Origin of the sequence: Azospirillum tabaci (genome assembly GCF_014596085.1) — a bacterium.
GTDB classification, from domain to species: Bacteria; Pseudomonadota; Alphaproteobacteria; order Azospirillales; family Azospirillaceae; genus Azospirillum; species Azospirillum tabaci.
The window spans coordinates 44,524-70,640 of record NZ_JACCJY010000010.1 but is presented as its reverse complement, the minus strand read 5'-3'; the positions used below and the strand labels follow the sequence as shown (position 1 = coordinate 70,640).

The window sequence follows — 26,117 nt, the reverse complement described above, 5'->3', positions numbered from 1 at the left end:
ATTCGCGGCCTCCAGGGCTTACTTAAGCGATCCACTCTCCACGGCACGGACTCCCTTGACCGACACCCCCCGCCGCCCCGGCAGCTTTCCCGATAAGGACACGGTCCTCTCCTTCATCCGCAGCAGCACGACTCCGGTCGGCAAGCGCGAGATTGCGCGCGCCTTCAAGCTGTCGGGCAGCGACGACCGCGAAAGGCTCAAGGAGCTTCTGAAGGAGCTGGAGGCCGACGGCGCGGTGGAGCGCGGGCGCAACAAACGCGTCGCCCCGCCGCAGTCGCTGCCGGAGGTCGCCGTGCTGGAGGTGACCGGCACCGATGCGGACGGTGAAGTCACCGCCCGTCCGGTCACCTGGACGGGCGAGGGCAACCCGCCGCGCATCTTCCTGATGCCGGAGCGGAAGGGCCACCCCACGCTGGGGGCGGGCGACCGGGTGTTGGCGAAGCTCAGCCGCATCAACGACCGGCTGTACGAGGCGCGCACCATCCGCCGGTTGGACGGCACGGTGGGCCGCGTTCTCGGCGTCTATTACCCCGCGGCGGACGGCGGGCGCATCGTCCCCACGGACAAGCGCAACAAGACCGAGCTGCTGGTCCTGCCGGCCAACCGCAACGACGCCGAACCGGGCGAGCTGGTGCTGGCCGATCTGCTGCCCGCCGCCCGGCTGGGGCTGCCGCAGGCCCGCGTCGCGGAGCGGCTGGGCCACACCGCGGAACCGCGTGCCGTCAGCCTGATCGCCGTCCACACCCACGGGCTGCCCACCGACTTCCCGCCCGCCGCCCTGCGCGAGGCGTCTCACGCCGCCGTGCCCTCCCTGACCGGACGCACCGATCTGCGCGACCTCCCGCTGGTGACCATCGACGGCGCCGACGCTCGCGATTTCGACGACGCGGTGTGGGCGGAGCCGGACCCCGACCCGGCGAACCAGGGGGGCTGGCATCTGTTGGTCGCCATCGCCGACGTCGCTTTTTACGTGCGCCCCAATTCGGCGCTGGACCGGGCGGCCTTCGAGCGCGGCAACTCCGTCTACTTCCCCGATCGCGTCGTGCCGATGCTGCCGGAGGCGCTGTCGAACGACCTCTGCTCGCTCCGCCCCAACGAGGACCGCGCCTGCGTCGCGGTGCATCTGTGGCTCGACCGTCACGGCGCGCTGCTGCGGCACCGCTTCGTGCGCGGCCTGATGCGGTCCGCCGCGCGGCTGACCTACGAGCAGGTGCAGGCGGCCCGCGACGGCGCCCCGGACGAGGCGACGGCGCCATTGCTGGACACGGTCATCGCCCCGCTCTACGGCGCTTACACCTGCCTGTGGGCGGCCCGGCAGCGCCGCGGCACGCTGGAACTCGACCTGCCGGAACGGCGGGTGCGGCTCGACGAGCGCGGGCGAGTGGCGGAGATCGCGGCGCGCGAGCGCTTCGACAGCCACCGGCTGATCGAGGAGTTCATGATCTGCGCCAACGTCGCGGCGGCGGACAGCTTGGAGCGGGTGGGCATGCCCGGCCTGTTCCGCGTGCACGACCAGCCTTCGCTCGACAAGCAGGAGACGCTGCGGGAGTTCCTGACCGGCATCGGTTACACGCTGCCGCGGGTGCCGCGGCTGACCCCGGCCCATTTCACCGCGATCCTCGACCGCGCCGCCGGGACGGCGGAGTCGCAGCTGGTCAGCGAGGTCATCCTGCGCAGCCAGTCGCAGGCCGAATACAGCCCGGAGAACATCGGCCACTTCGGCCTGTCGCTCGACCGCTACGCCCACTTCACCTCGCCGATCCGCCGCTACGCCGACCTGATCGTCCATCGCGCGCTGATCCGCGCGCACGGGCTGGGGCCGGGCGGGCTGGACGATGCGGCCATGGCCGGGCTGACCGACATCGGCGAGCACATCTCGATGACCGAGCGCCGTGCCGCCACGGCCGAGCGCGACGCCATCGACCGCTTCACCGCCGCCTTCCTGGCCGACCGCGTGGGCGCCCTGTTCACCGGCCGGATTTCCGGGGTCACCCGCTTCGGCCTGTTCATCCGGCTGGACGAGAACGGGGCGGATGGGCTGATCCCCGCCAGCACCCTGTCCGACGACCAGTACGAGCATGACGAGCGCGCCCACGCCCTGGTCGGCCAGCGCACCGGCCGCAGCTACCGGCTGGGCGCCGCGGTGAAGGTGGTGCTGATGGAGGCCGATCCGCTGACCGGCAGCACCCTGTTCGCCCTGCCCCGCGCCGAGGGGGACGTCACTGGGGATAAGGTGGGCAGCACCAATCATCCGTTGCAATCCGGCCACCCTGGCCGCCCCCCGCGGGACGCCCGTTCTGCGGGCCGCGCAACCCAGAAGCAACGGAAGCGTGGCCGCTGAGTCACAGTGGTGGACATTCCGCAACAAAGAGTCTTGCCCCCGTCTTTTGTCCCGCCAGCCCTCATTTCTGAAGTGCTATTCCTTACCCGTTCGAATCCGGCGGGCAACCGTCCGGGTCCGCCTGTGGGAAAGGAGGCCGCGTACGGCGCGCCATGGGCATACGGAAACGAGGATTTTCGCCGCGAGGGCGTTTGTCGGTCCCGCTCGCGGCTGCCATGCTCGCTGTTGGCCTCGGAAGCCTCGGCGGGCCGCTGCCCCGTCCGGCCGCCGCAGCGGCCGAACCCGCCTTCGTCAGCGAGCAGGTCTTCGCCGTCGCGTACGGCAAGATCGCCGAAGTGTACCTGCAACAGGTTGATTTCGGCCGCCTTGGGCTGGACGGGCTGAAAGGGCTCGCGACCATCGATCCGACCGCCCGTGCCGATCGCCAGGGCAACACCGTGCGCCTGTATGTGTCCGGAAGCCTGATCGGCGAGTACGCCGCCCCGTCCCTCTCCGACGCCGCCGGTTGGGCCGCGCTGACCACCAAGGCGGTGGAGCGCGCGCGCCTCTATTCCCCCACCCTTTATCAGGCGGTGCCGGAACGGGTCTATCAGGTGGTCCTCGATTCCGTGATGACGGACCTGGACGGCTATTCCCGCTACACCGGCACCCAGCGCGCCACAAGCGAACGCGCCCAGCGCGAGGGCTATGGCGGGATCGGCCTGTCGCTGGAGACGGCAAACGGGCGCACCCTGATCCGCAACGTGCTGCCGCGCAGCCCGGCGGACCGCGCCGGCATCCGCAGCGGCGACCAGCTTCTGGCGATCGATGGCGACCTGACCGCCCGCCTGAGCGAAGCGGACATGCGTGACCGTCTGCGCGGCCCGACCGGGACCATGGTCCTGCTGACCGTGGCGCGCGACAACAACCCGCCGCGCCGCGCCCCCATCCGCCGGGAGCGCGTGGTTCCCAACACCGTGAACGCCAGCGTGTCCGAGCAGGTCGGCGTGCTGAAGGTGGACCGCTTCAACGCCGCCACCGCCTCCAACTTGCGCGACGCCGTTCTGTACACGCGGCAGAGCATGGGCAAGGGCCTGCGCGGCTTCGTGCTCGACCTGCGCGGCAACCCCGGCGGCCTGCTCGACCAGGCGGTCGCGGTGGCCGACCTGTTCATCGCCCAGGGCAAGATCATCACGACCGAGGGCCGCCACCCCGACAGCCGCCAGCGCTTCGAGGCCGGCCCCGACGACATCGCCGAGGGGCTGCCGCTGGTCGTCCTGGTCGACGGACGTTCCGCCTCCTCCGCCGAGGTCGTGGCGGCCGCGCTCCAGGACTCGGGCCGCGCGGTGGTGGTCGGCGCCTCCTCCTACGGCAAGGGCAGCGTCCAGACGGTCACCCGCCTGCCCAACGACGGCGAGCTGTTCCTGACCTGGAGCCGCATCTACACGCCAGCGGGCTACACCCTGCACCGCCAGGGCGTGCAGCCGACGGTGTGCACCAGCCGCACCGGCCAGGACGATCCCGTCGCCCTGCTGTCCGACCTGCGCGACGGCCGGGCGCGCCCGATGACGCAGTTCGCCGGCTGGCGCGCCCGCGCCGCCGACGACGAGGAGGCTCTGGCCCGCCTGCGCGAAGCCTGCCCCTGGAAGGAGCATGAACCGGAGCTGGACCTGAAGGTGGCGCTGCGCATCCTCGCCGAACCGGCGCTCTACCAGCGTGCGGTTGCCCTGTCCTCGACCAACACGGTGGCGGAGCGCTGAACCCCTCTCGGGGCAAGGGTGGGGCCTTCTACTAGCCCTTGACATCGCGGCTGCAGCGGGTATCTTCCCCCGCTACGACGCCGCCCCGCCGGGCTGGCGGGTCACGGATTTTTAGTCGGGATTGAGATCATGGCGAAGCAGAACACCGTCCTCATCAAGCTGGTGAGCACGGCCGACACCGGCTTCTTCTACGTGAAGAAGAAGAACCCGAAGAAGACCACCGAGAAGCTGTCGTTCCGCAAGTACGACCCGGTGGCTCGCAAGCACGTCGAGTTCAAGGAAGCCAAGATCAAGTAAGGTTTCCCCAGACCACCGGAATCGGAAAGGCCGCCTTTTGGCGGCCTTTTGCTTGTCTGGGGGTGTTTTTCCGGCCCCGTCGATTCGGGCCACCGCAGCGTTCCGGTCCCGTCAGGGGGCCAGCAGGGCGTCGGCCCGGGGGTCGGCCACGCTGCGATTGCGCCCGGCGCGCTTGGCCTCGTAGAGCGCCTCGTCGGCCCGACGGATCAGCCCTTCGGCGGTGTCGCCGAGCCGGCCGCCGACCGTGACGCCGATGGACACTGTGACCGGGATCTCGCCCACATCGGCGGTCACCTTGAACAGCGTGTCGGCGATGCGGGTGCGCAGCCGCTCGGCCACCGTCAGCGCCGCTTCGGCGTCGGTGTCCGGCAGGATCACCACGAACTCCTCGCCGCCAAGCCGCGCCACCAGATCGAAGGTGCGCAGGTTGCGGCTGGCGCGGCTGGACACCTCCTTCAGCACCTCATCACCCACGGTGTGGCCGTAGCTGTCATTGACCACCTTGAAATGGTCGATGTCGAACAGCAGGATCGCCACCGGCTTATGGTTGTCGATCGCCCGCTCCAGCAGCCGGGGCAAATGGGCGTTGATGTAACGGCGGTTGAAGACCCCCGTCAGACTGTCGGTCAGGGCCATGGACAGGCTCTGCTCGTAGTTCGCGCGCAGCCGCTCCTGATAGCGCTTGCGCCGGATCTGGGTGCGGGCGCGGGCCAGCAGTTCGTTCCGGTCGATCGGCTTGACGACGTAATCGTTGGCGCCCAGTTCCAGCCCCTTGGCGACGCGATTCAGGTCGCCCTCCTCCACCATCAGCAGGATCGGCACCTGCCGTGTGCGCTCGTGCGAGCGGAGCTGGGAGCACAGGCGCAGACCGTCCTCGTTCATCAGGGTCAGACTGATCACCACGAGGTCCAGATCGTCGGATAGCGCGCGCTCCAGCGCCGTGGCGCAGGTGTCGGCGGACATGACATGGCCATGGTCGCGCTGCAGCGTTTCGGTGACCTTGGCCAGATCGAGCGGCGAATCCTCCAGCACCAGGATTCGGGCGCCCTCGAAGGACTCGCTGCGCAGCGTGCCGGTCGGCTCCAGGACCCCGAAGTGACCGGAGGTGGTCTCGCGCAGCCGCCACTCGTCCATCATCATCTTCAGGCGGACGAGCGAGCGCACGCGTGCGAACAGGGCCACGTCATTGACCGGCTTGGTCAGGAAGTCGTCGGCTCCGGCCTCCAACCCACGCACGCGGTCGGCGCCGTCGGACAGGGCGGTGACCATCACCACCGGAATGTGCATGGTCGCGGGGTCGGAGCGGATCTTCTCGCACACCTCGAACCCGTCCATGCCCGGCATCATGACGTCGAGCAGAACAATGTCCGGCGACTCCCGCCGGACCGCCTCAAGCGCCTCGGGACCATTGCTGGCGGTGATGACGTTGAAATACTCGCGCGTCAGCTTCGCCGCGAGCAGCTTCACGTTCGGAAGGACATCGTCGACGACGAGGACACGAGCGGACATGGAACGTGCGACCGATCCCTTGAAAGGTTAGTGAAGGAACTTCTGAACGGTTTGCAGGAACTTCGTCACCGAAATCGGCTTGGCGATGTAGTCCTCGCAACCGCCCTCCCGGATCTTCTCCTCGTCCCCCTTCATCGCGAAGGCGGTGACCGCGATGATCGGAATGCTTGCCAGTTCCGGATCGTCCTTGATCCAGCGGGTGACCTCCAGCCCCGACACTTCGGGCAACTGGATGTCCATCAGGATCAGGTCCGGCCGGTGCTCCCGCGCGATGGCCAGAGCATCCATCCCGTTGCGGGTCTGCAACGTCGCGTAGCCGTGCGCCTCCAGCAGATCGTGGAAGAGCTTCATGTTCAGCTCGTTGTCCTCGACGATCAGGACACGCTTCACAGTTCGGTCGTCCATCGGCGCCTTCTTGGGGCTGTTCGGTTCCGCGAGCATTGTGCCACCCGCGCTCCTGCTTGCAGCGACCACACCCGGAAAGACCGGTATATCCCGTTCACTGTCCCGCCGCGACGGTTAAATTGTCGTTAGCAATCTCCTTGGCGGACCGCCGCAGCCCGAGAAGTCCCGACTATTCCAGGGCTTCCATCACTTCCATCATGCGATCACCCGCTCCGGCGGGAAATGCAGGTCGATCCGCGTGCCCTGCCCTGGAACGCTGGACAGGGCCAACCGCCCGCCATGCGCCTCCACCAGGGACCGAACGATGGGCAAGCCCAGCCCGGTGCCGGCGCCGCCGCGGATGCGCTCTCCCGGCACTTGGCGGAAGGGTTCCAGGACGATGGGGCGGTGCTCCTCCGGGATGCCGATTCCGGTGTCGATCACGGCGATGCGCAGCCCGGTCCCGGCCACCTCCTCCGTGCGCGTCACATCGACGGTGACGCGCCCGCCCGCCGGGGTGAACTTGACGGCGTTGGACAGCAGGTTCAGCAGCATCTGCCGCAGCGACCGCCGGTCCGCGCGCAGGCGCGGCAGCGGACGGGGAAACTGCGCGTCGAAGGTCAGCCCGGCGGACGACAGGGCCAATTCCTGAAGGGCGTAGACTTCGCCCACGACGACCGCGACGTCGACCTCCTCGTCGTTTAGGTCGACATGCCCGGCCTCGATCTTCGACAGGTCCAGCACATCGTTGATGAGTTCAAGAAGATGCGTGCCGGAGGCGCGGATGTTCCCGATGCAGTCGCGCTGCCGGTCGGTGAGCGGGCCGGCCCCCGGATGAAGCAGGAAATCCGAATAGCCGATGATGACGTTGAGCGGAGTGCGAAGCTCGTGGCTCATCCCGGTCAGGAAGTCGGACTTGATCCGACTCACCTCCGCCTGCCGCGCGGCGTGGGCGGCGCGGCGCTCGCGCTCCACGGCGCGTTCGGCGGCGTCCAGCATCAGGCCGAGAGCGTCGGCCGCCAGGGCGGCAAGCATCCGGATGGCCGGAGGCACCCCATGGGGTTGGCGGCGGTGGCCCGAGATCACCCCCCACGGCTTGCCGCCATGAACGACCGGCACGGTCAAGGCCGCACCCGCCCCCATGCGCCGCAGGAAGTCCCGGCGGGACGGGGGAGGGCTGCGCAGGTGCGCGTGGGCCAGATCGGGCGGCGGAATTGCCGTGTCGGCGTGCAGGAGAGGAACCGGTTCCGCCGCATGGTCAAGAACCACGCGCAACCGCGGGTGCCCGTCCGGACCGCGATCGAAGGCGTTCGCCGGCAGGGCCGCGCCGGGCCGGAGATCCAGGCCGGCGTGACCCCAATCCGGCGCCTCGTCCCTTGCCACCACCTCCCCATGGCCGGAGGCGTCGAAACGGCAGACGATGACGCGATCCAGACCGGTGAGGCGACGGACGGTCTGAGCGGCGTGGGCCGCCATGGCCTCCAGCCCCGCGGCGCCGTGCAGGGCGGCGATACCCGGCAGAAGGCCGGCCGGCGCTGTCGGGGCGGCCCATTGCTCCGCCCCGGCGGGCGGTCTCTCCACCTCGATGATCACCCGTCCACCATGCTCGTGCAGAAAGGCGGGCAGCGTCCTGCCTCGCGGCGGCGTCACGGACGCATGCAAACCGAGCGACCGCAGGTCCGGCGGGAGGGCGCGCAGCCTCGCCAGCAGATCCGCAAGTTCGGGAAGGTCGAGCACCCCTGCGCCACATCCCAGCAGCCGTTCCGGCGCCAAGCCGAGGAAGTCCGCGGTGTTCGCGCTGCAAGCCAGGATCGTCTCGCCATCGCCGTCCAGCGCCACAAGGGCGCCGTGCGGCTGTATCCCAGCGGCGGCCTCATTGTGAGGCCCATAAGGAGGCCCATCGGGAGGCCGTGTGGTTGATCGCCCGGCCATGGACGGGGACGAGGGGGGATTCGGACGATCCGAAGACGTGTTCAGGGCAGGCACCTTTGCGACGGAAAGGTGCGGATGCTGCGGTGGGAGCGACCGTTCGGTCAAGCCCGGTCTGGGGGGTGCGACAGGCTGCCCGATGCCGTGTTTCCGCAGCGATGCCGGGTTCAGGCGGTGGTCTGCCGAAGCGTCGCGCGATGACCGGAAGGCGGTCCGGCCTTGCGCCCCGCGGGGCGCGGGCGGCGTCCGGCCTTGTTGCTGTACATGCGGGAGTCGGCGAGCCGGATCACCTCCTCCTCCCGGTCGTCGGCCCCGTAGGGTTGCACCCCGAAGGAGAAGCGGACCGGCAGGTCGGCGTTGTTCCATCGCACGCAACGCCGGCCCGCAGCAATCACGATCTGCCGCGCGCGGACGTCGCCGCAGGTCGCGTCGGTGTTGGTCAGCAGCAGCGCGAACTCATCGCCGCCCAGCCGGGCCACCACATCCTCCTCGCGGACCGATCCGACGAGCAACCGCGCGACCTGCCGCAAGTAGGCGTCGCCGGCCATGTGCCCATGGGTGTCGTTGATCCGCTTGAAGCCGTCCAGGTCGATGATGACCAGCACCCCGCCACCCTTGCCGTTTCCTTTGGCGCCCTGCCGCCGCGCGGCGGCGATCTCGCGCCGGAAATGGCTGAAGAAGCCGCGGCGGTTCAACAGGCCGGTCAACTCGTCCGTCATGGACAGGCTTTCCAGATAGGCGATCCGGTCACGCTGCTCGGCAATGGTCGCGCGGGCCTCGGCGAGCTGGTGCTCCAGGGCCGGCGCCTCGACGGTCACGGACACCGCCGGATGGGCGATGCGGGAGCCTCGCAAAGGGGCCATCCGCAGCAGGCGGTCGTGGGTCCCGCGGTCGAAAGGCAGTCCGTCGTGATGGTCGGCGGAAATGGCATCCGGGTCCTGAGTGTTCACGACGGCGCTCATGGGCTTTCTCCACATGATCGGCACTGGCTGCGCCGAAACCGAAGCAATCACCGTGCCACATGAGCTTTCCCGTATGCCTAGGCCTTTCGTCCCGGCAATTTCTGCCGGACAGAGCCGCCACCAGGCAGAAATTGCCGGGAGAACGGCCCATTACGGAAAATTTTATCTACTTTTTATTTGTTTTCTCTTTTGAACGGTTTCCGAACAAAAGGCTTGTCCGGCTCCCGACAGGCCCGCGTGTGGCGACGTCACACCACGCGGTCCGGCGGCGCCGACCCGGCGAAGACGGCGTTCAGGTTGTCGAGCGCCTTGAAGCCCATGGCGTTGCGGGTTTCCACCGTGGCGCTGCCCAGGTGAGGCAGCAGGAAGGCGTTCTCCAGACCGCGGTAGCCGGCGTGCAGGTTCGGCTCGTTCTCGAACACGTCCAGCCCCGCGGCGGCCAGCCGTCCGCTGGCCAGCGCGGCGATCAGAGCCTCGTCGTCGACGACGGAGCCGCGGGCGGTGTTGACCACGATGGCCCCCGGCGGCAGGCGCTCGATGCGCTCCGCGTTCAGCCAGTGGGTGGTTTCCGGAGTCGCCGGGAAATGCAGCGACAGCACGTCGCAGACCGCCAGCATCGCCTCGGGATCGGCGTGGTAGACGGCCCCGGCCTCCTGCTCCGCGGGCAGGCGCCGCCGGTTGGAGTAGTGGATGGTCATGCCGAAGGCCCGCGCCCGCTGGGCCACCGCCTGCCCGATTCGGCCCATGCCGATGATGCCCAGCCGCTTTCCGCCCAGATGGGTGCCGAGAAGCTGGGTCGGCGTCCAGCCGGTCCAGGCTCCGGCGCGGATCATCCGCTCCCCCTCCGACGCGCGCCGCGCCGCGCCGAGCATCAGCAGCAGGGCGATGTCGGCGGTCGCGTCGGTCAGCACGTCCGGGGTGTTGGTGACGATCAGGCCGCGGGCCTTGGCCGCGTTCAGGTCGATGTGGTCGGTGCCGACCGAGAAGGTGGCGACGATCCGGACAGCCTCGGGCAGGGCTGCGATGGCCGCGGCGTCCAGCCGGTCCCCGGCGGTGCAGAGGATGCCCTGGGCGCCGGCTTCCCCCGCCAGGGCCGCGATGTCCGCGCCGGACAGCGCGCGGTCCTGCGGGTTCAGCCGGGCGTCGAAATCGCGCGCGGCGCGGGCCTCCACCGCCTCGGGCAGGCGCCGGGTCACCAAGAGGACGGGCCGTGATGCGGGGGTGTCGCTGCGCATGAATCTGTCCTCAGCCTTCCGTTTATTCGGGGGGTCGGGCCTTCCGCTCCGACGCCGAAACACCCATAATCCATCCGACGCTGCCAATCACCTGTGGATGTCGCTTTGCAGAACCGCCGCTCCGCCGCCCGCCTCGCCCTTTGCGCGACCTTCGGCGCGTTCCTGGTGTCCCTGACCGCCCTTCCCGCCACCGGCCCGGCTCAGGCGGCCCCCGCCAACGCGGCCGGCGCGGCGGTGGGAGCGGCGGCCGGTGCCGCGGCGAACATCCTGCCCCACCGCGCCGTCTACAAGATGTCGCTGCTGTCCGCACGCAACAGCTCCAAGGTCAGCGACGTGCGAGGCCGCATGCTGTTCGAATGGGCCGACGCCTGCGACGGCTGGACGACGGAGCAGCGCTTCCAGCTCCGCTTCGTCTACGCCGAGGGCGACGAGATGGCGATGACCACCAACTACACGACGTGGGAGGCCAAGGACGGCCAGCGCTACCGCTTCAACGTCCGCAAGCTGATCAACGGGGAGGAGGACGAGGAGGTGCGTGGCGACGCCCGGCTGGCCAAGGACGGCACCGGCACCGCCGCCTTCTCCAAGCCGGAGCCCCAGGACATGGAACTGCCCCCCAACACCATGTTCCCGACGGCCCACACCCTGGCGGTGCTCGACCACGCTGGCGCCGGCGACACCTTCTTCAACCGGGTCGTCTTCGACGGCGCCGATTCCGAAGGGGCGACCGAGGTGTCCACGGTCATCGGCGCGGCCATCCAAGCCAAGGAGGACGGCGCCGACCCGCTGCTGAAGGGCAAGAAGGCGTGGCCGGTGCGCATGGCCTTCTTCCCGTTGAAGAGCGATTCGGCGCAGCCGGAGTATGAGATGAGCCTGCGCCTGCTGCAGAACGGCGTGGCTGAGTCCATGCAGATCGACTACGGCGACTTCACCGTAAACGCCATTTTGGAGAAGGTGGAGGCCCTGCCGAAGTCCGGCTGCTGACCGCCAATCGCAAAGGTCACAGCCCATGGCGCATTTCGTTACAATTCATTTTGCCATATTTTGAGGAAACTGGCCTAAACTGTGCATGGTGCGTGGCCACGCCGCCGCGGATTCGTGTCGCGCACCGACAGCAGGATGAGGGTTTTCCTATGGCCAAGAAGCAGGTTTTGGTGGGACAGGTGTTCCAGACCGTTGGCGCGACCAACGGGCGGTCCTGGCGCGTGCGGGAGACCGTGACCCTGTTCGGCATCCCGCATGCCCGCGTGGTCAGCACGGAGGACGAAGGCGATGCGAAGACGCTGAGCTGCCTCGTTCTGGTCGACTCCAACTATTACCGCATGATCGGATCGGCCCCCGCCGGCAACGTCGCGGCCTGACGCCTTTCCGATCCAAAACAAGAAAGCCCCCCGGCCTCGCGGACGGGGGGCTTTCTTGTTGGCCGCCCTCCCCTCCCCGCCGAAGCGGGAAGGGAAAGGGAAGCTCGAGCCGTCAGGTGGCGGCCTTCGGCGCCTCGGCGGCGACCTTCGGCTTCGGCAGGTCCAGCTTCAGGTGCAGTTCGCGCAGGCGTGCCTGGTCCACCGGGGCCGGGGCCTGCATCAGCAGGTCTTCCGCGCGCTGGTTCAGCGGGAAGGCGATGACCTCGCGGATGTTCGGCTCGTCGGCCAGCAGCATCACGATGCGGTCGATGCCCGGGGCCGAGCCGCCGTGCGGCGGGGCGCCCAGCTTGAAGGCGCTGAGCATGCCGCCGAAGCGGGCTTCCAGCTCCTCCGGCGGGTAGCCGGCGATTTCGAACGCCTTGTACATCAGCTCCGGCAGATGGTTCCGGATGGCGCCCGACGACAGCTCCACGCCGTTGCAGACGATGTCGTACTGGTACGCCTTGATGTCCAGCGGGTTCATCGTGTTCAGCGCCTCCAAGCCGCCCTGCGGCATGGAGAAGGGGTTGTGGCTGAAGACGACCTTGTTGGTTTCCTCGTCCAGCTCGTACATCGGGAAGTCGACGATCCAGCAGAAGCGGAAGGCGTTCTTCTCGATCAGGTCGAGTTCCTCGCCGATCTTCGTGCGGGCGAAGCCGGCCAGCTTGGCCGCCGGGCCGGGCTGGTCGCAGACAAAGAAGACCGCGTCGCCGTCCTCCACGCCCGCCGCCGTGCGCAGCTCCGCCTGGGCGGCCTCCGGCACGAACTTGGCGATCGGGCCCTTGCCGCCCGCCGCCTCGAAGATGATGTAGCCGAGGCCCGGAGCGCCGAGGCCGCGCGCCCAGTCGTTCAGCTTGTCGAAGAAGCTGCGCGGCTTGTCGGACACCTTCGGGGCGCGGATGGCGCGGACCACGCCGCCCTTCTCCAGCGTCTGCTTGAAGGCGCGGAACTCCACGTCGTCGCGCTTGAAGACGGCGGTGACGTCGGTGATCTCCAGCGGGTTGCGCAGGTCCGGCTTGTCGTTGCCGTACTTCAGCATCGACTCCGCGAAGGAGATGCGGCGGAAGGGCGGCTTGTCGATGGCCGGCGGCGTCTCGCGGCGGAAGCCACCGAACTCGTCGAAGATGCCGTGCAGCACCGGCTCGATGGCGGCGAACACGTCCTCCTGGGTGACGAAGGACATCTCGAAGTCGAGCTGGTAGAACTCGCCCGGCGAGCGGTCGGCGCGGGCGTCCTCGTCGCGGAAGCAGGGGGCGATCTGGAAGTAGCGGTCGAACCCGGCGACCATCAGCAGCTGCTTGAACTGCTGCGGCGCCTGGGGCAGCGCGTAGAACTTGCCCGGATGGTTGCGGCTCGGCACCAGATAGTCGCGGGCCCCCTCCGGCGAGGAGGCGGTCAGGATCGGCGTCTGGAACTCGGTGAAGCCCTGGTCGATCATGCGGCGGCGCGCCGACGCGATGACGCGCGAGCGCAGCAGGATGTTCTCGTGGATGCGCTCGCGGCGCAGGTCGAGGAAGCGGTAGCGCAGGCGCACGTCCTCGCCGGCGTCGGTGTCCTGGTTGACCTGCAGCGGGATCTGCTCCGCCTCGCCCTGCACCGTCAGCTCGGCGATCTGCACCTCGATGCGGCCGGTCGGCAAGCGGTCGTTGATGGTCTCCGCCGTGCGCTTGACCACCTTGCCGGTCACGGTGATGACCGATTCCAGCTTCAGCCGCTCCGCCGCCTGGAAGGCCGGGTTGGAGGTGTCGACCACGCACTGCGTCAGGCCGTAATGGTCGCGCAGGTCGATGAACAGGAGCTGTCCATGGTCGCGCTTGCGGTTGATCCAGCCCGACAGGCGGACAATCTGACCGGCGTTCTCTTCGCGAAGCTGGCCGCAGGTGTGCGTGCGGTAGGGGTGCATGGGTCGAAACACCTTGGAAAAGGTCGGAATCCTGCGCGGAAAGGCGGCCCGACACACCACACCGACAGCGCCGGAATGTCAAGTCGCCATCCGCGTCCGCTGCACGCTGGGAGAGTTGCCGAAGGGCGAGCTTTCGCGCGGTCGCGCGCTCGTGTATGAAGCCCGCATGACACTCATCACGACCACCGAAGACCTTGACGCCTTCTGCCGCTCGCTGGCCGGGGTGGACTACATCACCGTCGACACTGAATTCCTGCGCGAGAAGACCTATTGGCCGCAGCTCTGCCTCGTGCAGGTGGGCGGGCCGAACGGCGCGGTCGCCATCGACCCGCTGGCCGAAGGCATCGATCTGGCGCCGCTGTTCCGCGTGATGGTGGACCCGGCGATCCTCAAGGTGTTCCACGCCGCCCGGCAGGACGTGGAAATCTTCTGGCACCTGTCCGGCCAGATCCCCCACCCGCTGTTCGACACCCAGGTCGCCGCCATGGTCTGCGGCTTCGGGGAGAGCGTCGGGTACGAGACGCTGGTCACCAAGCTGGCCGGGGCGCGCATCGACAAGTCCAGCCGCTTCACCGACTGGTCGCAGCGTCCGCTGACCGAGCGGCAGCTGACCTACGCCCTGTCCGACGTGATCCACCTGCGCCCGGCCTACGAGAAGCTGAAGCGCCGCCTCGTCCGCTCCGGCCGCGCCCACTGGCTGGAAGAGGAGATGGCCGTCCTGACCGATCCCGCCACCTATCAGGTGGACCCGGACAGCTCCTGGCTGCGGCTGAAGGTGCGGACCAACAAGCCGCGCTTCATGGCCGTGCTGAAGGAGCTGGCGGCATGGCGGGAGCGCGAGGCGCAACGCCGCGATCTGCCGCGCTCCCGCGTGCTCCGCGACGAGGCGCTGCTGGAGATCGCCGCCCACGCCCCGACCAGCGTGGACGACCTCGCCCGCACGCGCGGCATGGGCCGCGGCTTCGCGGAAGGCCGCCAGGGCGCCGAGGTGCTGGCCTGTGTCCAGAAGGGGCTTGACCTGCCGGAGTCCGAACTGCCGCGCGTCGAGCCGCGCGAGGAGCCCCCGCCGGGCCTGCAACCAGTCGTTGAGCTGTTGCGCGTGCTTCTGAAAATGAAGTGCGAAGAGAACAATGTGGCGTCCAAGCTGATCGCCTCCGCCGCCGATCTGGAGGCCATCGCCGCGGACGACGAGGCCCAGGTGCCGGCGATGCAGGGCTGGCGCCGGGAATTGTTCGGCGATGACGCGCTTGCGCTGAAGCATGGCCGCATCGGTCTGGCGGTGCTCGACCGCCGTGTCCGCATCGTTCCGGCGGGCAATGGAGAGGGGTCGTAAACGGCCCCTTCCAGAATCGTTCCAGAATGGCGCAAGAGTCGGCTTGGGCCGTTACAGGTTCGGTCAGCTTCGCGACGTTTAGCCAAAATTATGAAACAATTCATCGCAATTAACAGCGCTTTAAGGCATTGTTAAAAAAGGTCAGGGCTAATAAGTCACGGGCTCCGTATCCATGCCGTGTATCGGCTCGGTGTGGTTCGCGGATGGAATTCTCGCCTATAAGGTGCGCACACGCCCTATGCGCCCACCCGGGGGATTTCGCGTATGAGCAGGTTCGGCGGCAAACCACCCATAGGACGCGACCGCGTCCGCCTCTCCACGACGGAGAAGCAGGCTGCCGTCGCCGCCGCGAAGGACCAGAAGCCTGAATTTGACAACGACAAGCTGCTGAATCTGCTCCGCTCCGCGAAGTCCGAATTGCAGGGCATGCGCCTGATCCACATGCACCTGTCGTTGCTGCGGGACAAGGACCCGTCCAGCCAGATGATCGTCCGCACGATCATCCAGGAACTGGCGAGCAAGGCCTCCTATCTGCAATCCTTCAACATTTCCAACGGCGACGTCATCATCCTCTACAAGGGGCTGAAGCTGACCGGCGTCACCGACGTCTGTCAGAAGGTGGAGCAGATCTTCCTGGCGAAGACGACCCTGACCGGGGCGAACCCCTACAAGGAATTCTCGCTCTACTCGATCATGGAACTGGCGTTGAACTTCATCAACGTCATCCGTTTCATCGAGGAACTGCAGGCGAACGAGACCGGCGACCACTCCAACGAGACGAAGCCGCCGATCACGCTGGAGGAGATGGCGAAGCTCGAACGCTCCATGCAGATGTTCGACCTGTCGCCCTTCCTGTTCAATCAGGCCATTGCCAACATCGGCCGCAACGCCGAAGAGGACATGGCCTATTTCGAACTCTACATCTCCATCAAGCTGCTTCAGGAACGGCTCTGCCCGGATTACGACATCACGGCCAACAAGTGGCTGTTCAACTATTTCACGGCCAACCTCGACCAGTCGGTGCTGCGGGCGCTGAACCACGGGCTCAGCTTCATGCGGGGCCGGCGCATCGGCATCAACATCAACCTGTCCACCGTCATTTCCACCGGCTTCGTGAAGTTCGACGAGCGGCTTCCCCTCGATTTCCGCGGGCAGGTGGTGCTTGAAATCTCCAAGGGCGACCTGATCGAGAATCTGTCGCTGTTCAACGAGGTGGTGGAGTTCGCCCAGGACCGCCGCTACCAGATCGCGGTGGACGGGCTGAACCCCTTCTGGGTGACGAACTTCGACCTGGAATACCTGAACGCCGACTACGCGAAGATCTTCTGGTCCAACGACATGCTGGAGATGGACCCGACCTTCGAGAAGTACTTCATCGAACGCATCCAGGAGCAGGACCGCTGCAAGTTCATCCTGGCGCGCTGCGACAGCGTGTCGAGTCTGGTCTACGCCCACAAGGTCGGCATCACGATGGTGCAGGGCCGCGCCGTGGACAACATCCTGCGCAAGGGCGTGAGCGTCCGCGAAGCCATCGCCCACGCCAAGGTGGCGTGAGGGTTCTTCCAGTTTAGTCCCCTCTCCCGCCCCGGGAGAGGGTGCCTGCGAAGCAGGCGGGTGAGGGTCGTGCGAGAATCAAGGCATTGGTCCTTGAGGGCACCCTCACCCTTCCACCGCTTCGCGGCGGGTCCCTCCCTCTCCCGGGACGGGAGAGGGCTAAAAACCACTACTCCGCCGCTTGCGGCCGGGCCGGCGGCACGATCTCGCCCTTGCGGTTCAGCGCCTTCGCCAGCGCGTCCAGGCGCCGCTGCACCGTCTCTCCGGCGGGCACGCTGAAATCGTCCGGCAGGGTCAGCACCAGCCGCTCCCCCGACACCTTCAGGGACGTGCGCTGCAGCAGCGCGGTGGCCCCGCCGGTCAGCGTGTGGGCCAGCCGCAGGGCCAACCCCAGCACCAGCGCCTTGCGCGCCTGGGCGTCGCTCAGCAGCGCCCGCGGCCCCGAGGTGACCGCATTGGGGATGCCAAGCCCGTCGATGGAACCGGCGTAGCGGGCGTAGACGGCCAACGCCAGGAAGGCCCGCTCGTCATGGTCGATGCCTGGGAAGGGGTAGCGCAGGATGCGCAGGCAGGCGTGCTCCGCCCGGTAATCGGGATGCTCGGCCCAACCCACGTCGCTGAGCAGGCAGGAAGCCTGCCGCAGCCGCAACGCCGCATCGTCCTCCCCGGCGAAAAGATTGCCAGTCCAAGACACCAGCAGGGCCGGATCGCCGATGCGGACGAAGCGCTGCGCCCAATCCTCCGCCGCAGCCAGCAGCGGGTCCTGCCGCTGCGTCTCCGGATCGAGCAGGGCGTGGAGATGCCCTTCACGCAGACCGAAGGCCGAGAACACCACGTTGGACGGCTGGACCATCCGCAACAACCGCTCGAACACCAGCGCCGCGTAGGGCAGCGTGTCGACCCGGCGGCGGGAGCCGGACATCTTCTCCAGCGAGGACCGGCTCTGCTTGGCGATCAGCCCGGCGAAGTCCCGCGCCTCGGCGAAGGGCACCGTGTAGTGGTGGATGATGTGCAGCGGGTGCTTCACATGCTCCATGTGCAGCTTGGCCAGGGCCCGCCAGCCGCCGCCCACCGGGTAGAAGGGCTTGCCGCGGAGTTGCGCCAGCCAGTCCAGCTTTTCCAGATGCTGGTCGATGGCCCGGACCAGCCCGTTCGGCTTGGCGGGGTTCAGTTCCATCAGGCGCAACGGCCCCAGCGGCATCGTCAGATGCTCGCCGATCACGCCGCGCTCCAGACGCACCAGTTCCAGGCTTCCACCGCCGAGGTCGCCGACCAGGCCGTCCGCGGCGGGGGTGCCGGACAGCACGCCCATGGCGGACAGCCGCGCCTCCTCCTCGCCGCTGATGACGCCGACGTCGAGGCCGGTGCGGTCCTTCACCCGCTGGACAAAGGCCGGTCCGTCCGTGGCGTCGCGCACCGCCGCCGTGGCGATGACGTCCAGCCGCCCGACGCGCATGCCCGCGGCCAGCAGGGCGAAGCGTTCCAGGGCCTCCAGGCCCTGGATCACGCCGTCCGGGTTCAGGCAACCGGTCTTCTCAACCCCGCGGCCGAGCCCGCACAGGACCTTTTCGTTGAAGACCGGCAGGGGCGACCGCTTCAGAGCGTCATAGACGACGAGCCGGATCGAGTTGGACCCGATGTCGATGACGGCGATCCGCTCGCCCTTGTCGACGACCTTGGTGGCGACCGTGTGTTCCTGCGCCGGCGTCATAAGCAACCGATGTCCTCAATCAAATGACCGTACGCAGCTTCAACCGCGGCGGCGTCTTTTTGCTGCTGAGCGCGCTGCCGCGACCCGACAGGCTGGGGTTCGTCATGAAATAGTTATGGGCGCTGAACGCGTCCGGACCAGCCTCCACCCGATGATAAACGCCGTCGGGGCCGAGTTTCCAGGTGTTCGCCTCGTCCTTCAGGTTGGCGACCATGATCTGGTCCAGCACCTGCTCGTGCACCGTCGGGTTCTCGATGGGCACCAGCGTCTCGATGCGGCGGTCCAGGTTGCGCGTCATCCAGTCGGCGGAGGAAATGAAGACCTTGGCCTGCGGGCTGGGCAGCGCGTGGCCGTTGGCGAAGCAGATGACGCGCCCGTGCTCCAGGAAGCGCCCGACGATGCTGCGCACCCGGATGTTCTCCGACAGGCCCTTGACGCCGGGGCGCAGGCAGCAGATGCCGCGGATCACCATGTCGATCTGCACGCCCTTCTGCGACGCCTTGTAGAGCCGGTCGATGATCTCCGAATCGACCAGGGAGTTCAGCTTCACCCAGATGTGGGCAGGCTTGCCGGCGGCAGCGTTGGCAACCTCCGCGTCGATCAGCTGGCCCAGCTTCTGGCGCAGCGTGATCGGGGCGATGGCGATCTTCTCCAACAGCTTCGGCGTGGCGTAGCCGGTCATGTAGTTGAACATCACCGCCGCGTCGTGGCAAAGCGCCGGGTCGCAGGTGAAGAAAGACAGGTCGGTGTAGACCTTCGCCGTGATCGGGTGGTAGTTGCCCGTCCCGAAATGGACGTAGCTGCGCAGCGCCTTGTTCTCGCGCCGCACCACCAGCGATACCTTGGCGTGCGTCTTCAGATCGACGAAGCCGTAGACGACCTGGGCGCCCGCGCGTTCCAGGTCGCGCGCCCAGCGGATGTTGGCCTCCTCGTCGAAGCGGGCCTTCAGCTCGACCAGAGCGGTCACCGACTTGCCGGCCTCCGCCGCCTCGATCAGCGCGGCGACGATCGGGCTGTCCTTGCTGGTGCGGTAGAGCGTCTGCTTGATGGCGACCACCTGCGGGTCGCGCGCCGCCTGCCGGATGAACTGCACCACCACGTCGAAGCTCTCGTACGGGTGGTGAACGACGATGTCCTTGTCGCGGATGGCCGCGAAGCAGTCGCCGCCGAAGTCGCGGATGCGCTCCGGGAAGCGGGCGTTGAAGGGGCGGAAGACCAGATCGGGCCGCTCGTCGACGATCAACTGGCGGGTGTCCGACAGGCCGATCAGCCCGTCGAGGATGAACACGTCGTCGTTCGAGACGCGCAGCTCGTGGCGCAGGAACTCACGCAGGTCGGCGGCCATGCCGGCGTCGGTGGCCAGCCGGATGACGCTGCCGCGGCGGCGGCGCTTCAGCGCGCTTTCGAAGGTGCGGACCAGATCCTCCGCCTCCTCCTCGATTTCCATCTCGCTGTCGCGCAGCACGCGGAAGACGCCGTGCGCCTTGACCTGGAACGGCGGGAACAGCCGGTCGATGAACAGCATCACCAGCTTTTCCAGCTGGATGAAGCGGATCTCCGACCCCGGCAGGCGGATGAAGCGGTCGAGCTGCGCCGGCAGCGGGACCAGCGCGTCGAGGTGCCGCCCCTTCACCGGTTCGTGCAGCTGCAGCGCCAGCGAGAAGCCCAGGTTGGGCAGGAAGGGGAACGGGTGCGCCGGGTCCACGGCGATGGGGGTCAGGATGGGGAAGATGTCGTCGAGGAACTTGGCCTCCAGCCAGTCCTTCTCCCCCTCGGTCAGGTCCTCGGCGTCGACCACCATGATGCCGGCCTCGCGCAGATCCTGCTTCAGGCTGCGCCACATGGTCTGCTGCGCGTTCATCAGCTCGACGATGCGCTGGTTCACCGCGGTGAGCTGCTGGGCCGGGGTCAGGTTCTCGGCGCTGGGGGTCTTCACCCCCGCGGCCACCTGCCCCTTCAGGCCGGCGACGCGGACCATGTAGAATTCGTCGAGGTTGCTGGAGGAGATCGACAGGAACCTCAACCGCTCGAGCAGCGGGTGGTTCGGGTTGGACGCCTCATCCAGGACGCGCTGGTTGAAGGCCAGCCACGACAGTTCGCGGTTGATGAAGCGCTCCGGCGCGTCCGCTTCGATGCAGGTCGCTTCCAGGTCCTGAAGTTCGGTCACAGCAGCCTCGGGCTTTTGCGTGATGGGTGGTGCCGCTACAGTCCGATCGGGCCGGACCGCCCCGCCGCGGTCGACGGGCCAAGCAACCTACCCCAACTACGTTACGGTTTTGGGTCAGACAGCATAATACTGCCGTCACGATAATACCGCTGCGAAAACAGTCGCACCCCCGGCGCATCACGCCGAACCGCGATTAGAACAGGAAGGGACACCCTCCATGAAAACCCTGTATCTCATGCGCCACGGCAAGTCCGCGTGGGACGATCCCTCCCTGGACGACCACGACCGCCCCTTGGCGCCGCGGGGCAAGAAGGCGGCTCGGCTGGTCGGCCACGAACTGAAGGACCGCGGCGCGCGCATCGGGCTGGTGCTGTGCTCCACCGCCCGGCGCGCGGCGGACACCGCCGACCGCCTGCTGGAGGTGATGGACGCGCCGGACATCCCGGTGGAGCGCGAGCGCGGTCTCTACCTGTGCGGCGCCGGCGTCCTTCTCGAACGGCTGCGCGACGCCCCCGAATCCGTGTCGTCGCTGATGCTGGTCGCCCACAACCCGGACCTCCACGACCTCGCCCGCGACCTGACCGGAAGCGGCGAGGAGCGGCACCGGGACACGCTGGCGGAGAAATTTCCGACCGGTGCCTGCGCCGTCATTCTGTTCGAAGCGGCCCGCTGGGCCGACCTGGACAGCGGGGCGGGACGACTGGCCGATTTCATCCTGCCGCGGAAACTCTCTTAACGCCCTTTTCCGTATGGGGTATTTCAACCCCGAACAGAGCAGGCCCGGAACCGAGCAGGAGTCGCCCCCGTGTCTTCCGCGCCCCAGAACAACGCGCCCCAGCACGCCACGCCCTCCGGTGCATCCGCCGCGGTGTCCGCCGTGCGCGAGGTGGAGATGAAGCTCCACCTCGACCCGCGCGATCTTTCCCGCGTTGCGGACCTGCCCGCCCTGAAGGCCGCGGCGGAGGGCGCCCCGGCCGTCCGCGATCTGCGCACCGTCTATTACGACACGCCGGACCGGCGTCTGTTCACCGGGGGCATCGCCTTGCGGGTGCGGCAGGACGGCGACCGCTTCGTGCAGACGCTGAAGACCATCAACGCCGCCACACCCGGCGATTCGGCCGCGGTGGCCATCCGCAAGAAATGGGACTGGGCCATCCCCACGGCCGCCCCCGACATGACGCCCTTCGACGCGGAGGGTGTCGCCGCTCTGGTGCCGGAGGACGCGCGCGCGGCGCTGGTTTCGCTGTTCACGACGGAATTCCGGCGCACCACCCTGCTCGTCCGTCCGGACGCCCTGACCTCCATCGAGGTGGCGGTGGACGAGGGCCAGATCACCGCCGGCAACGCCTGCGCCCGAATCAGCGAAGTGGAGCTTGAGCTGAAGTCGGGCCGCGTCGGGCGGTTGTTCGATCTCGCGCTGCTGCTCCAGCGCAGCGTTCCGGTTCGCATCGGAACGGAAAGCAAGGCGGAGATCGGCGAACGTCTCGTCACCGGGCGCCTGCCCGCCCCCGTTCTGCCGGAGCCGCTGGGCCTCACCCCGGTCACCACCGTGGCCGAAGCCTACCGTCACATCGTGCGGCACGGCTTGCGCCTGCTGCTGGCCAACGAAGCCTGCGCGCTGGCCGGTGGCGACGTGGAGGGGCTGCACCAGATGCGGGTCGCGCTGCGCCGCCTGCGCACCGCCATCCGGCTGTTCCGTCCCCTCGCCGGGGTGCCGGACGCCTGCCGCGCCGGGAACGACATCCGCTGGTTCTCCCGCCAACTCGGCCCGGCGCGCGATTGGGACGTGCTGCTGTCCCATGGGATCGCGCCCTTCGCGGCGACGGGAAAGGCCTCCGCCGCCGGGCTCGCCACGCTGACCGCCGCGGTGCGCGAGGCCCGGCGGGCGCCTGCGCTGGCGGCGGTGGAGGCGATCCAGTCGCCGCGCTGCACCGGGCTGATCCTGGCGCTTGGGGCGTGGCTGGAGGACGGGGCGTGGCAGTCCGGCGCCGCGCCGGAGGTCCGCGCCCAGCTGGACCGCCCGATGGCCGAGCTGTCGGGTCCTTGGCTGGCCGCCCAGCACGCCAAGGCGCTGAAGGCGGGCCGCGACCTGGAGGGCGCCGACGCCGCGGCCCGCGACCGGCTGCGCCGCCGCCTGCGCAAGCTGCGGCACACGGCGGAGTTCTTCCGCGGCCTCTACGCCGAAACCGCAACGGTGCCCTTCATCGCCGCGCTCGACGCCCTGCTGGGCGCTCTGGACGCCGATCATGACGCCGCGGTGGCCGGTGTCCTCCTGCGCGACCTGTCGGCGGATCGGCCGGACCATCGCTCCGCCGCCGACGCGACCGCCCGCTGGCTCGCCAAACAGGCCGACAGGCGCCGCAAGGCGCTGCCCGGGCTGTGGAAGGTCTTCCGCGACGGGCCGGTGTTCTGGTGAGGGCATGACGTTGCCCCCACCCTAAACCCTCCCCCGCTATCGCAGGGGAGGGGGGCAGTTCCCTAAGGCGGGCGTCTCAAAAAAAGTGTCCTACAGCGTCCCCGCATAAGCGCCGCCGTCCAGCAGGACGTTCTGCCCGGTCATGAAACCGGCATGGGCCGAGCAAAGGAAGGCACAGGCTGCGCCGAACTCCGCCGGATCGCCGAACCGGCCCGACGGGTTGTCGGCACGGCGGAGGGCCATCTCCTCGTCCAGGCTGCGGTTGTTGGCCCTGGCCCCGCCTTCCATGGTGGTGCGCAGGCGGTCGGTCTCGAAGGGGCCGGGCAGCAGGTTGTTGATCGTCACGTTGTGGCGCACGGTCTGGCGCGACAACCCGGCGACGAAGCCGGTCAGCCCCGCCCGCGCCCCGTTGGACAGGCCGAGGATCGGGATCGGCGCCTTGACCGCCGCCGAGGTGACGTTGACGATCCGCCCGAAGCGGCGGCCGATCATGCCGTCCACCGTCGCCTTGATGAGGAAGATCGGGGCCAGCATGTTGGCCTCGACGGCGCGGACCCAGTCGTCGCGCTCCCAATCGCGGAAGTCGCCCGGCGGCGGGCCGCCCGCGTTGTTGACGAGGATGTCCGGCTCCGGACAGGCGGCCAGCGCGGCGGCGCGCCCCTCCTCCGTCGCAATGTCGCCGACGGCGGTGGTCACGGTGGCGCCGGTCTCCCTGCGGATTTCCTCCGCGGCGGCCTCCAGCAGGTCGCGGCCGCGCGCGGTGATGGTGACCTCCACCCCTTCGCGCGCCAGCGCCAGGGCGCAGGCCTTACCCAGTCCCTTGCTGGCTGCGCACACGATGGCGCGGCGTCCGGCGATTCCCAGATCCATCCTCGTCTCCTCCCTTCCCGGCCTCCAGACCGGCCAGCACCTCGCGGGCCAGCGGCACGGTCAGGGGACGGTGCGCGGCCAGCGAGGCGCGGTCAAGCGCCGCGACCACCCGCCCCGCCGCCTCCAGCGACCGTTCCATCCGGGTCAGCAGGTAGGTGATGAGGTCCATGCCCGGCCGCAACTGACGGTCGGCGAACAGCTTGACCAGCACGGCGGCGAGCAGCGCGTCGTCCGGCGCCTCCACACCGACGGCGGGCGCCGCCTTGATGCGGGAGCGCAGGTCGGCCAGCTTCATACGCCAGCGTGATGGCGGACGGCGCGACAGCAGGAGCAGATGCCCACCCGAGTCGCGGGCGAGGTTGTAGAGGTGGAACAGCGCCTCCTCCCGCGCCGGCGCCCCGGCCACCCGGTCCGCGTCCTCGACCACCACGGCGTTGGCGCGGGCCAGCAGGGCGTGCGGGTCGATCCGGTCCAGCGCCTCGCCCATGGCGATGGGGGCGTGGCTGCGCGCCCGCCAGACATGGCCCAGATGGGTCTTGCCGCAACCGTCCGGCCCGTACAGCGTCAGGGCCGGCGCCGGCCAGGACGGCCAGCGGTCGAGCCACGCCACCGCCTCGGCGTTGCTGGGCGCCACGAGGAAATCCTCGCAGCCCATGGCGGCGCGGTGTCCGAGGTCGAGCGGGATCTGGGCCGCCAGTGTCATGGGTCTGTTGTCATGGGTCGGTTGTCATGAGGCGGGAATCATCAGGAGGGGGTACCGCGGTAGTAGGGGCTCTCAAGATAGCGCCCCAACGCGAAGCGTGTCAGCACCCCGATCACCGCCGCCACCGGAACCGCCAGCAGGACACCGACGAAGCCGAACAGCGAACCGCCGGCCAGCAGGGCGAAGATCACCCAGACCGCGTGCAGCCCGACCTTCTCGCCCACCAGCTTCGGCGTCAGGACGTTGCCCTCCACCGCCTGTCCGAACAGGAAGATCGCGACGACGATGGCGACTCGCCACGGGTCGTCGAACTGCAGCAGGGCCAGCCCGGTGCTCGACACGAATCCGAACAGCGAGCCGACATAGGGGATGAAGGACAGGAGCCCCGCCATCAGCCCGATCACCAGCCCGAAATCCAGCCCCGCCAGCGACAGCGCCACCGCGTAGAACACCCCCAGCACGAGGCAGACCAGCGCCTGCCCGCGGACGAATCCGGCCAGCGTCTCGTCCACCTCGCGCGCCTGCTCGCGGATCGTCGCGGCGTGGTGCAGGGGCAGCCAGCTGTTCACCTTGGCGACCAGGATGTCCCAGTCGCGCATCAGGTAGAAGGCCACGATGGGCGTGATGAACATCACCGACAGCACGTCGAACAGCGCCAGCCCGCCGGACAGGATGTGCTTCAACACCCGCCCGATCCAGCCGACGACGTCGCCGGCGTAGTTGCCGGCGGCACCGCGCAGCCGCTCCACGTCCTCCGGCGACAGCCGGTGGATCAGCCGGTCCAGCATCGGCAGCAGCCGGTCCCGCGCCGCGTTGGCGTAGTTGGGAAGCACCTCGATCAGGTGGGACACCTGCGACTGCACCAGCGGCAGCAGCAGCAGACCCATCAGGACCAGCACCAGAACGAAGGACAGCAGCACCAGCGTCGTCGCGAGCCAACGCGGCAGGCGCCAGCGCTCGACCCGATCGACCACCGGATCCAGCAGATAGGCGACCGCCAGCCCCATCACGAAGGGCAGCAGCATGCCGGACAGCAGCCACAGGGCCAGGACGAACAGGCCAAGGCCGATCAGCCAGAAGCGGATCTGCTTGCCCGCCGTCACGGCACCCCTCCATGCCGGCTGAACAGAAGGCCGCCGCGGTAGACGTAGGCCAGCCCCGACAGCACTGTGGTCGCGGCGCAGACCCAGATCAGCAGGGGCACCAGCTCCTGTCCGAACAGCTGGAAGTCCGGCAGACCCAGCCCCGCCGGGGCCAGCACCGCCGCCGCCAGGGCAAGCTGCACCGCCGTGTTGATCTTGCTGACATAGAGCGGCTGCATCGCCAGCGACTCCTTCAGCGTGTAGAGCAGCATCACCCCGCCGACGATCATCAGGTCGCGGAACACCACCAGGATGACCAGCCACAGCGGCAGGACGCCGATATGGCCCAGCGAGACGTAGACGCTGACCAGCAGCGCCTTGTCGGCGATCGGGTCGAGATAGGCGCCCAGCACCGTGCGGGCGCGGAACATGCGGGCCACGGCGCCGTCGACGGCGTCGGACACCCCCGCCCCGACGAACAGCCAGAAGGCGACCCCCAGCTCCCCGGCCAGGATGAAATAGACGGCGACCGGCACCACCAGGATGCGGCCGAAGGTGATGATGTTCGGGATGCTCACCGCG

At 68.5% G+C, this 26,117-nt stretch carries 21 protein-coding genes; 9 read left to right on the top strand and 12 right to left on the bottom strand.

The window, feature by feature from the left end:
• Positions 1–55 precede the first annotated feature (55 nt).
• From rnr to rpmG, 3 genes are all read left to right on the top strand, one after another.
• Complete coding sequence (gene rnr / locus H0B54_RS12550; protein ID WP_188260587.1) at positions 56–2,341, top strand: ribonuclease R; 2,286 nt, start codon at positions 56–58, stop codon at positions 2,339–2,341.
• Positions 2,342–2,556: 215 nt separating this feature from the next.
• A complete protein-coding gene (locus tag H0B54_RS12545; protein WP_188260586.1) occupies positions 2,557–4,080 on the top strand; it encodes a S41 family peptidase in 1,524 nt (507 codons plus the stop codon).
• A 129-nt stretch (positions 4,081–4,209) separates the two neighbouring features.
• Complete coding sequence (gene rpmG / locus H0B54_RS12540) at positions 4,210–4,377, top strand: 50S ribosomal protein L33 (protein WP_012974790.1); 168 nt, start codon at positions 4,210–4,212, stop codon at positions 4,375–4,377.
• Positions 4,378–4,488: 111 nt separating this feature from the next.
• Here the strand turns inward: rpmG and H0B54_RS12535 are convergent, their stop codons facing one another.
• The 5 genes from H0B54_RS12535 to H0B54_RS12515 form a co-directional block, all read right to left on the bottom strand.
• Complete coding sequence (locus H0B54_RS12535) at positions 4,489–5,886, bottom strand: PleD family two-component system response regulator (protein WP_188260585.1); 1,398 nt, start codon at positions 5,884–5,886, stop codon at positions 4,489–4,491.
• A gap of 27 nt (positions 5,887–5,913) precedes the next feature.
• Entirely contained in the window at positions 5,914–6,291 is a 378-nt protein-coding gene (locus H0B54_RS12530; RefSeq protein WP_188260584.1) for a response regulator, read from the bottom strand.
• A gap of 195 nt (positions 6,292–6,486) precedes the next feature.
• Positions 6,487–8,202, bottom strand: coding sequence for a sensor histidine kinase (locus H0B54_RS12525; protein ID WP_246472507.1), 1,716 nt, complete (start codon positions 8,200–8,202; stop codon positions 6,487–6,489).
• A gap of 164 nt (positions 8,203–8,366) precedes the next feature.
• Positions 8,367–9,161: a GGDEF domain-containing protein gene (locus H0B54_RS12520; RefSeq protein ID WP_188260582.1), complete on the bottom strand. Its 795-nt coding sequence runs from the start codon at positions 9,159–9,161 to the stop codon at positions 8,367–8,369.
• 248 nt (positions 9,162–9,409) lie between these two features.
• Positions 9,410–10,396, bottom strand: coding sequence for a 2-hydroxyacid dehydrogenase (locus tag H0B54_RS12515; RefSeq protein WP_188260581.1), 987 nt, complete (start codon positions 10,394–10,396; stop codon positions 9,410–9,412).
• Positions 10,397–10,501: 105 nt separating this feature from the next.
• Between H0B54_RS12515 and H0B54_RS12510 the strand changes: the two genes are divergently transcribed.
• Both H0B54_RS12510 and H0B54_RS12505 read left to right on the top strand, forming a co-directional pair.
• A complete protein-coding gene (locus H0B54_RS12510; RefSeq protein WP_211109346.1) occupies positions 10,502–11,380 on the top strand; it encodes a cell envelope integrity EipB family protein in 879 nt (292 codons plus the stop codon).
• Between the two features lie 149 nt (positions 11,381–11,529).
• Positions 11,530–11,757, top strand: a complete 228-nt coding sequence (locus H0B54_RS12505) for a hypothetical protein (RefSeq protein ID WP_094303312.1) — start codon at positions 11,530–11,532, stop codon at positions 11,755–11,757.
• A gap of 112 nt (positions 11,758–11,869) precedes the next feature.
• Here H0B54_RS12505 and aspS read toward each other — a convergent pair whose 3' ends face one another.
• Positions 11,870–13,699, bottom strand: a complete 1,830-nt coding sequence (gene aspS, locus H0B54_RS12500; protein ID WP_094303311.1) for an aspartate--tRNA ligase — start codon at positions 13,697–13,699, stop codon at positions 11,870–11,872.
• 166 nt (positions 13,700–13,865) lie between these two features.
• Here aspS and rnd point away from each other — a divergent pair, with 166 nt between their 5' ends.
• Together rnd and H0B54_RS12490 are read left to right on the top strand one after the other, a co-directional pair.
• Positions 13,866–15,032 (top strand): ribonuclease D, encoded by a 1,167-nt coding sequence (gene rnd, locus H0B54_RS12495; protein WP_188260580.1) that lies wholly within the window; start codon positions 13,866–13,868, stop codon positions 15,030–15,032.
• Positions 15,033–15,296: 264 nt separating this feature from the next.
• The gene (locus tag H0B54_RS12490) at positions 15,297–16,586 is read left to right on the top strand and encodes a hypothetical protein (protein WP_094303310.1); all 1,290 of its coding nucleotides are present in this window, start codon (positions 15,297–15,299) and stop codon (positions 16,584–16,586) included.
• Positions 16,587–16,755: 169 nt separating this feature from the next.
• On the opposite strand, the gene H0B54_RS12485 is transcribed toward H0B54_RS12490, so the two are convergent.
• Complete coding sequence (locus H0B54_RS12485; protein WP_188260579.1) at positions 16,756–18,297, bottom strand: Ppx/GppA family phosphatase; 1,542 nt, start codon at positions 18,295–18,297, stop codon at positions 16,756–16,758.
• A 19-nt stretch (positions 18,298–18,316) separates the two neighbouring features.
• The gene (locus H0B54_RS12480) at positions 18,317–20,464 is read right to left on the bottom strand and encodes an RNA degradosome polyphosphate kinase (protein ID WP_094303308.1); all 2,148 of its coding nucleotides are present in this window, start codon (positions 20,462–20,464) and stop codon (positions 18,317–18,319) included.
• Between the two features lie 217 nt (positions 20,465–20,681).
• On the opposite strand from H0B54_RS12480, the gene H0B54_RS12475 reads away from it, so the two are divergent.
• Both H0B54_RS12475 and H0B54_RS12470 read left to right on the top strand, forming a co-directional pair.
• A complete protein-coding gene (locus H0B54_RS12475) occupies positions 20,682–21,200 on the top strand; it encodes a SixA phosphatase family protein (protein ID WP_188260578.1) in 519 nt (172 codons plus the stop codon).
• Positions 21,201–21,269: 69 nt separating this feature from the next.
• Positions 21,270–22,880 carry a CYTH and CHAD domain-containing protein gene (locus H0B54_RS12470; protein WP_343068931.1) on the top strand — a complete coding sequence of 537 codons (1,611 nt, stop codon included), beginning with the start codon at positions 21,270–21,272 and terminating at the stop codon, positions 22,878–22,880.
• Between the two features lie 90 nt (positions 22,881–22,970).
• Here the strand turns inward: H0B54_RS12470 and H0B54_RS12465 are convergent, their stop codons facing one another.
• From H0B54_RS12465 to H0B54_RS12450, 4 genes are read right to left on the bottom strand one after another with little or no spacing between them, the layout of a single operon-like run.
• Positions 22,971–23,750, bottom strand: a complete 780-nt coding sequence (locus H0B54_RS12465) for an SDR family oxidoreductase (RefSeq protein ID WP_188260577.1) — start codon at positions 23,748–23,750, stop codon at positions 22,971–22,973.
• The gene (locus H0B54_RS12460) at positions 23,689–24,453 is read right to left on the bottom strand and encodes an HdaA/DnaA family protein (RefSeq protein ID WP_246472506.1); all 765 of its coding nucleotides are present in this window, start codon (positions 24,451–24,453) and stop codon (positions 23,689–23,691) included. Before H0B54_RS12460 ends, H0B54_RS12465 begins: the two co-directional genes overlap by 62 nt.
• A gap of 41 nt (positions 24,454–24,494) precedes the next feature.
• Positions 24,495–25,556, bottom strand: a complete 1,062-nt coding sequence (locus tag H0B54_RS12455) for an AI-2E family transporter (protein ID WP_188260576.1) — start codon at positions 25,554–25,556, stop codon at positions 24,495–24,497.
• Positions 25,553–26,113, bottom strand: a complete 561-nt coding sequence (locus tag H0B54_RS12450; RefSeq protein WP_188260575.1) for a CDP-alcohol phosphatidyltransferase family protein — start codon at positions 26,111–26,113, stop codon at positions 25,553–25,555. Before H0B54_RS12450 ends, H0B54_RS12455 begins: the two co-directional genes overlap by 4 nt.
• Between the last annotated feature and the right edge of the window lie 4 nt (positions 26,114–26,117).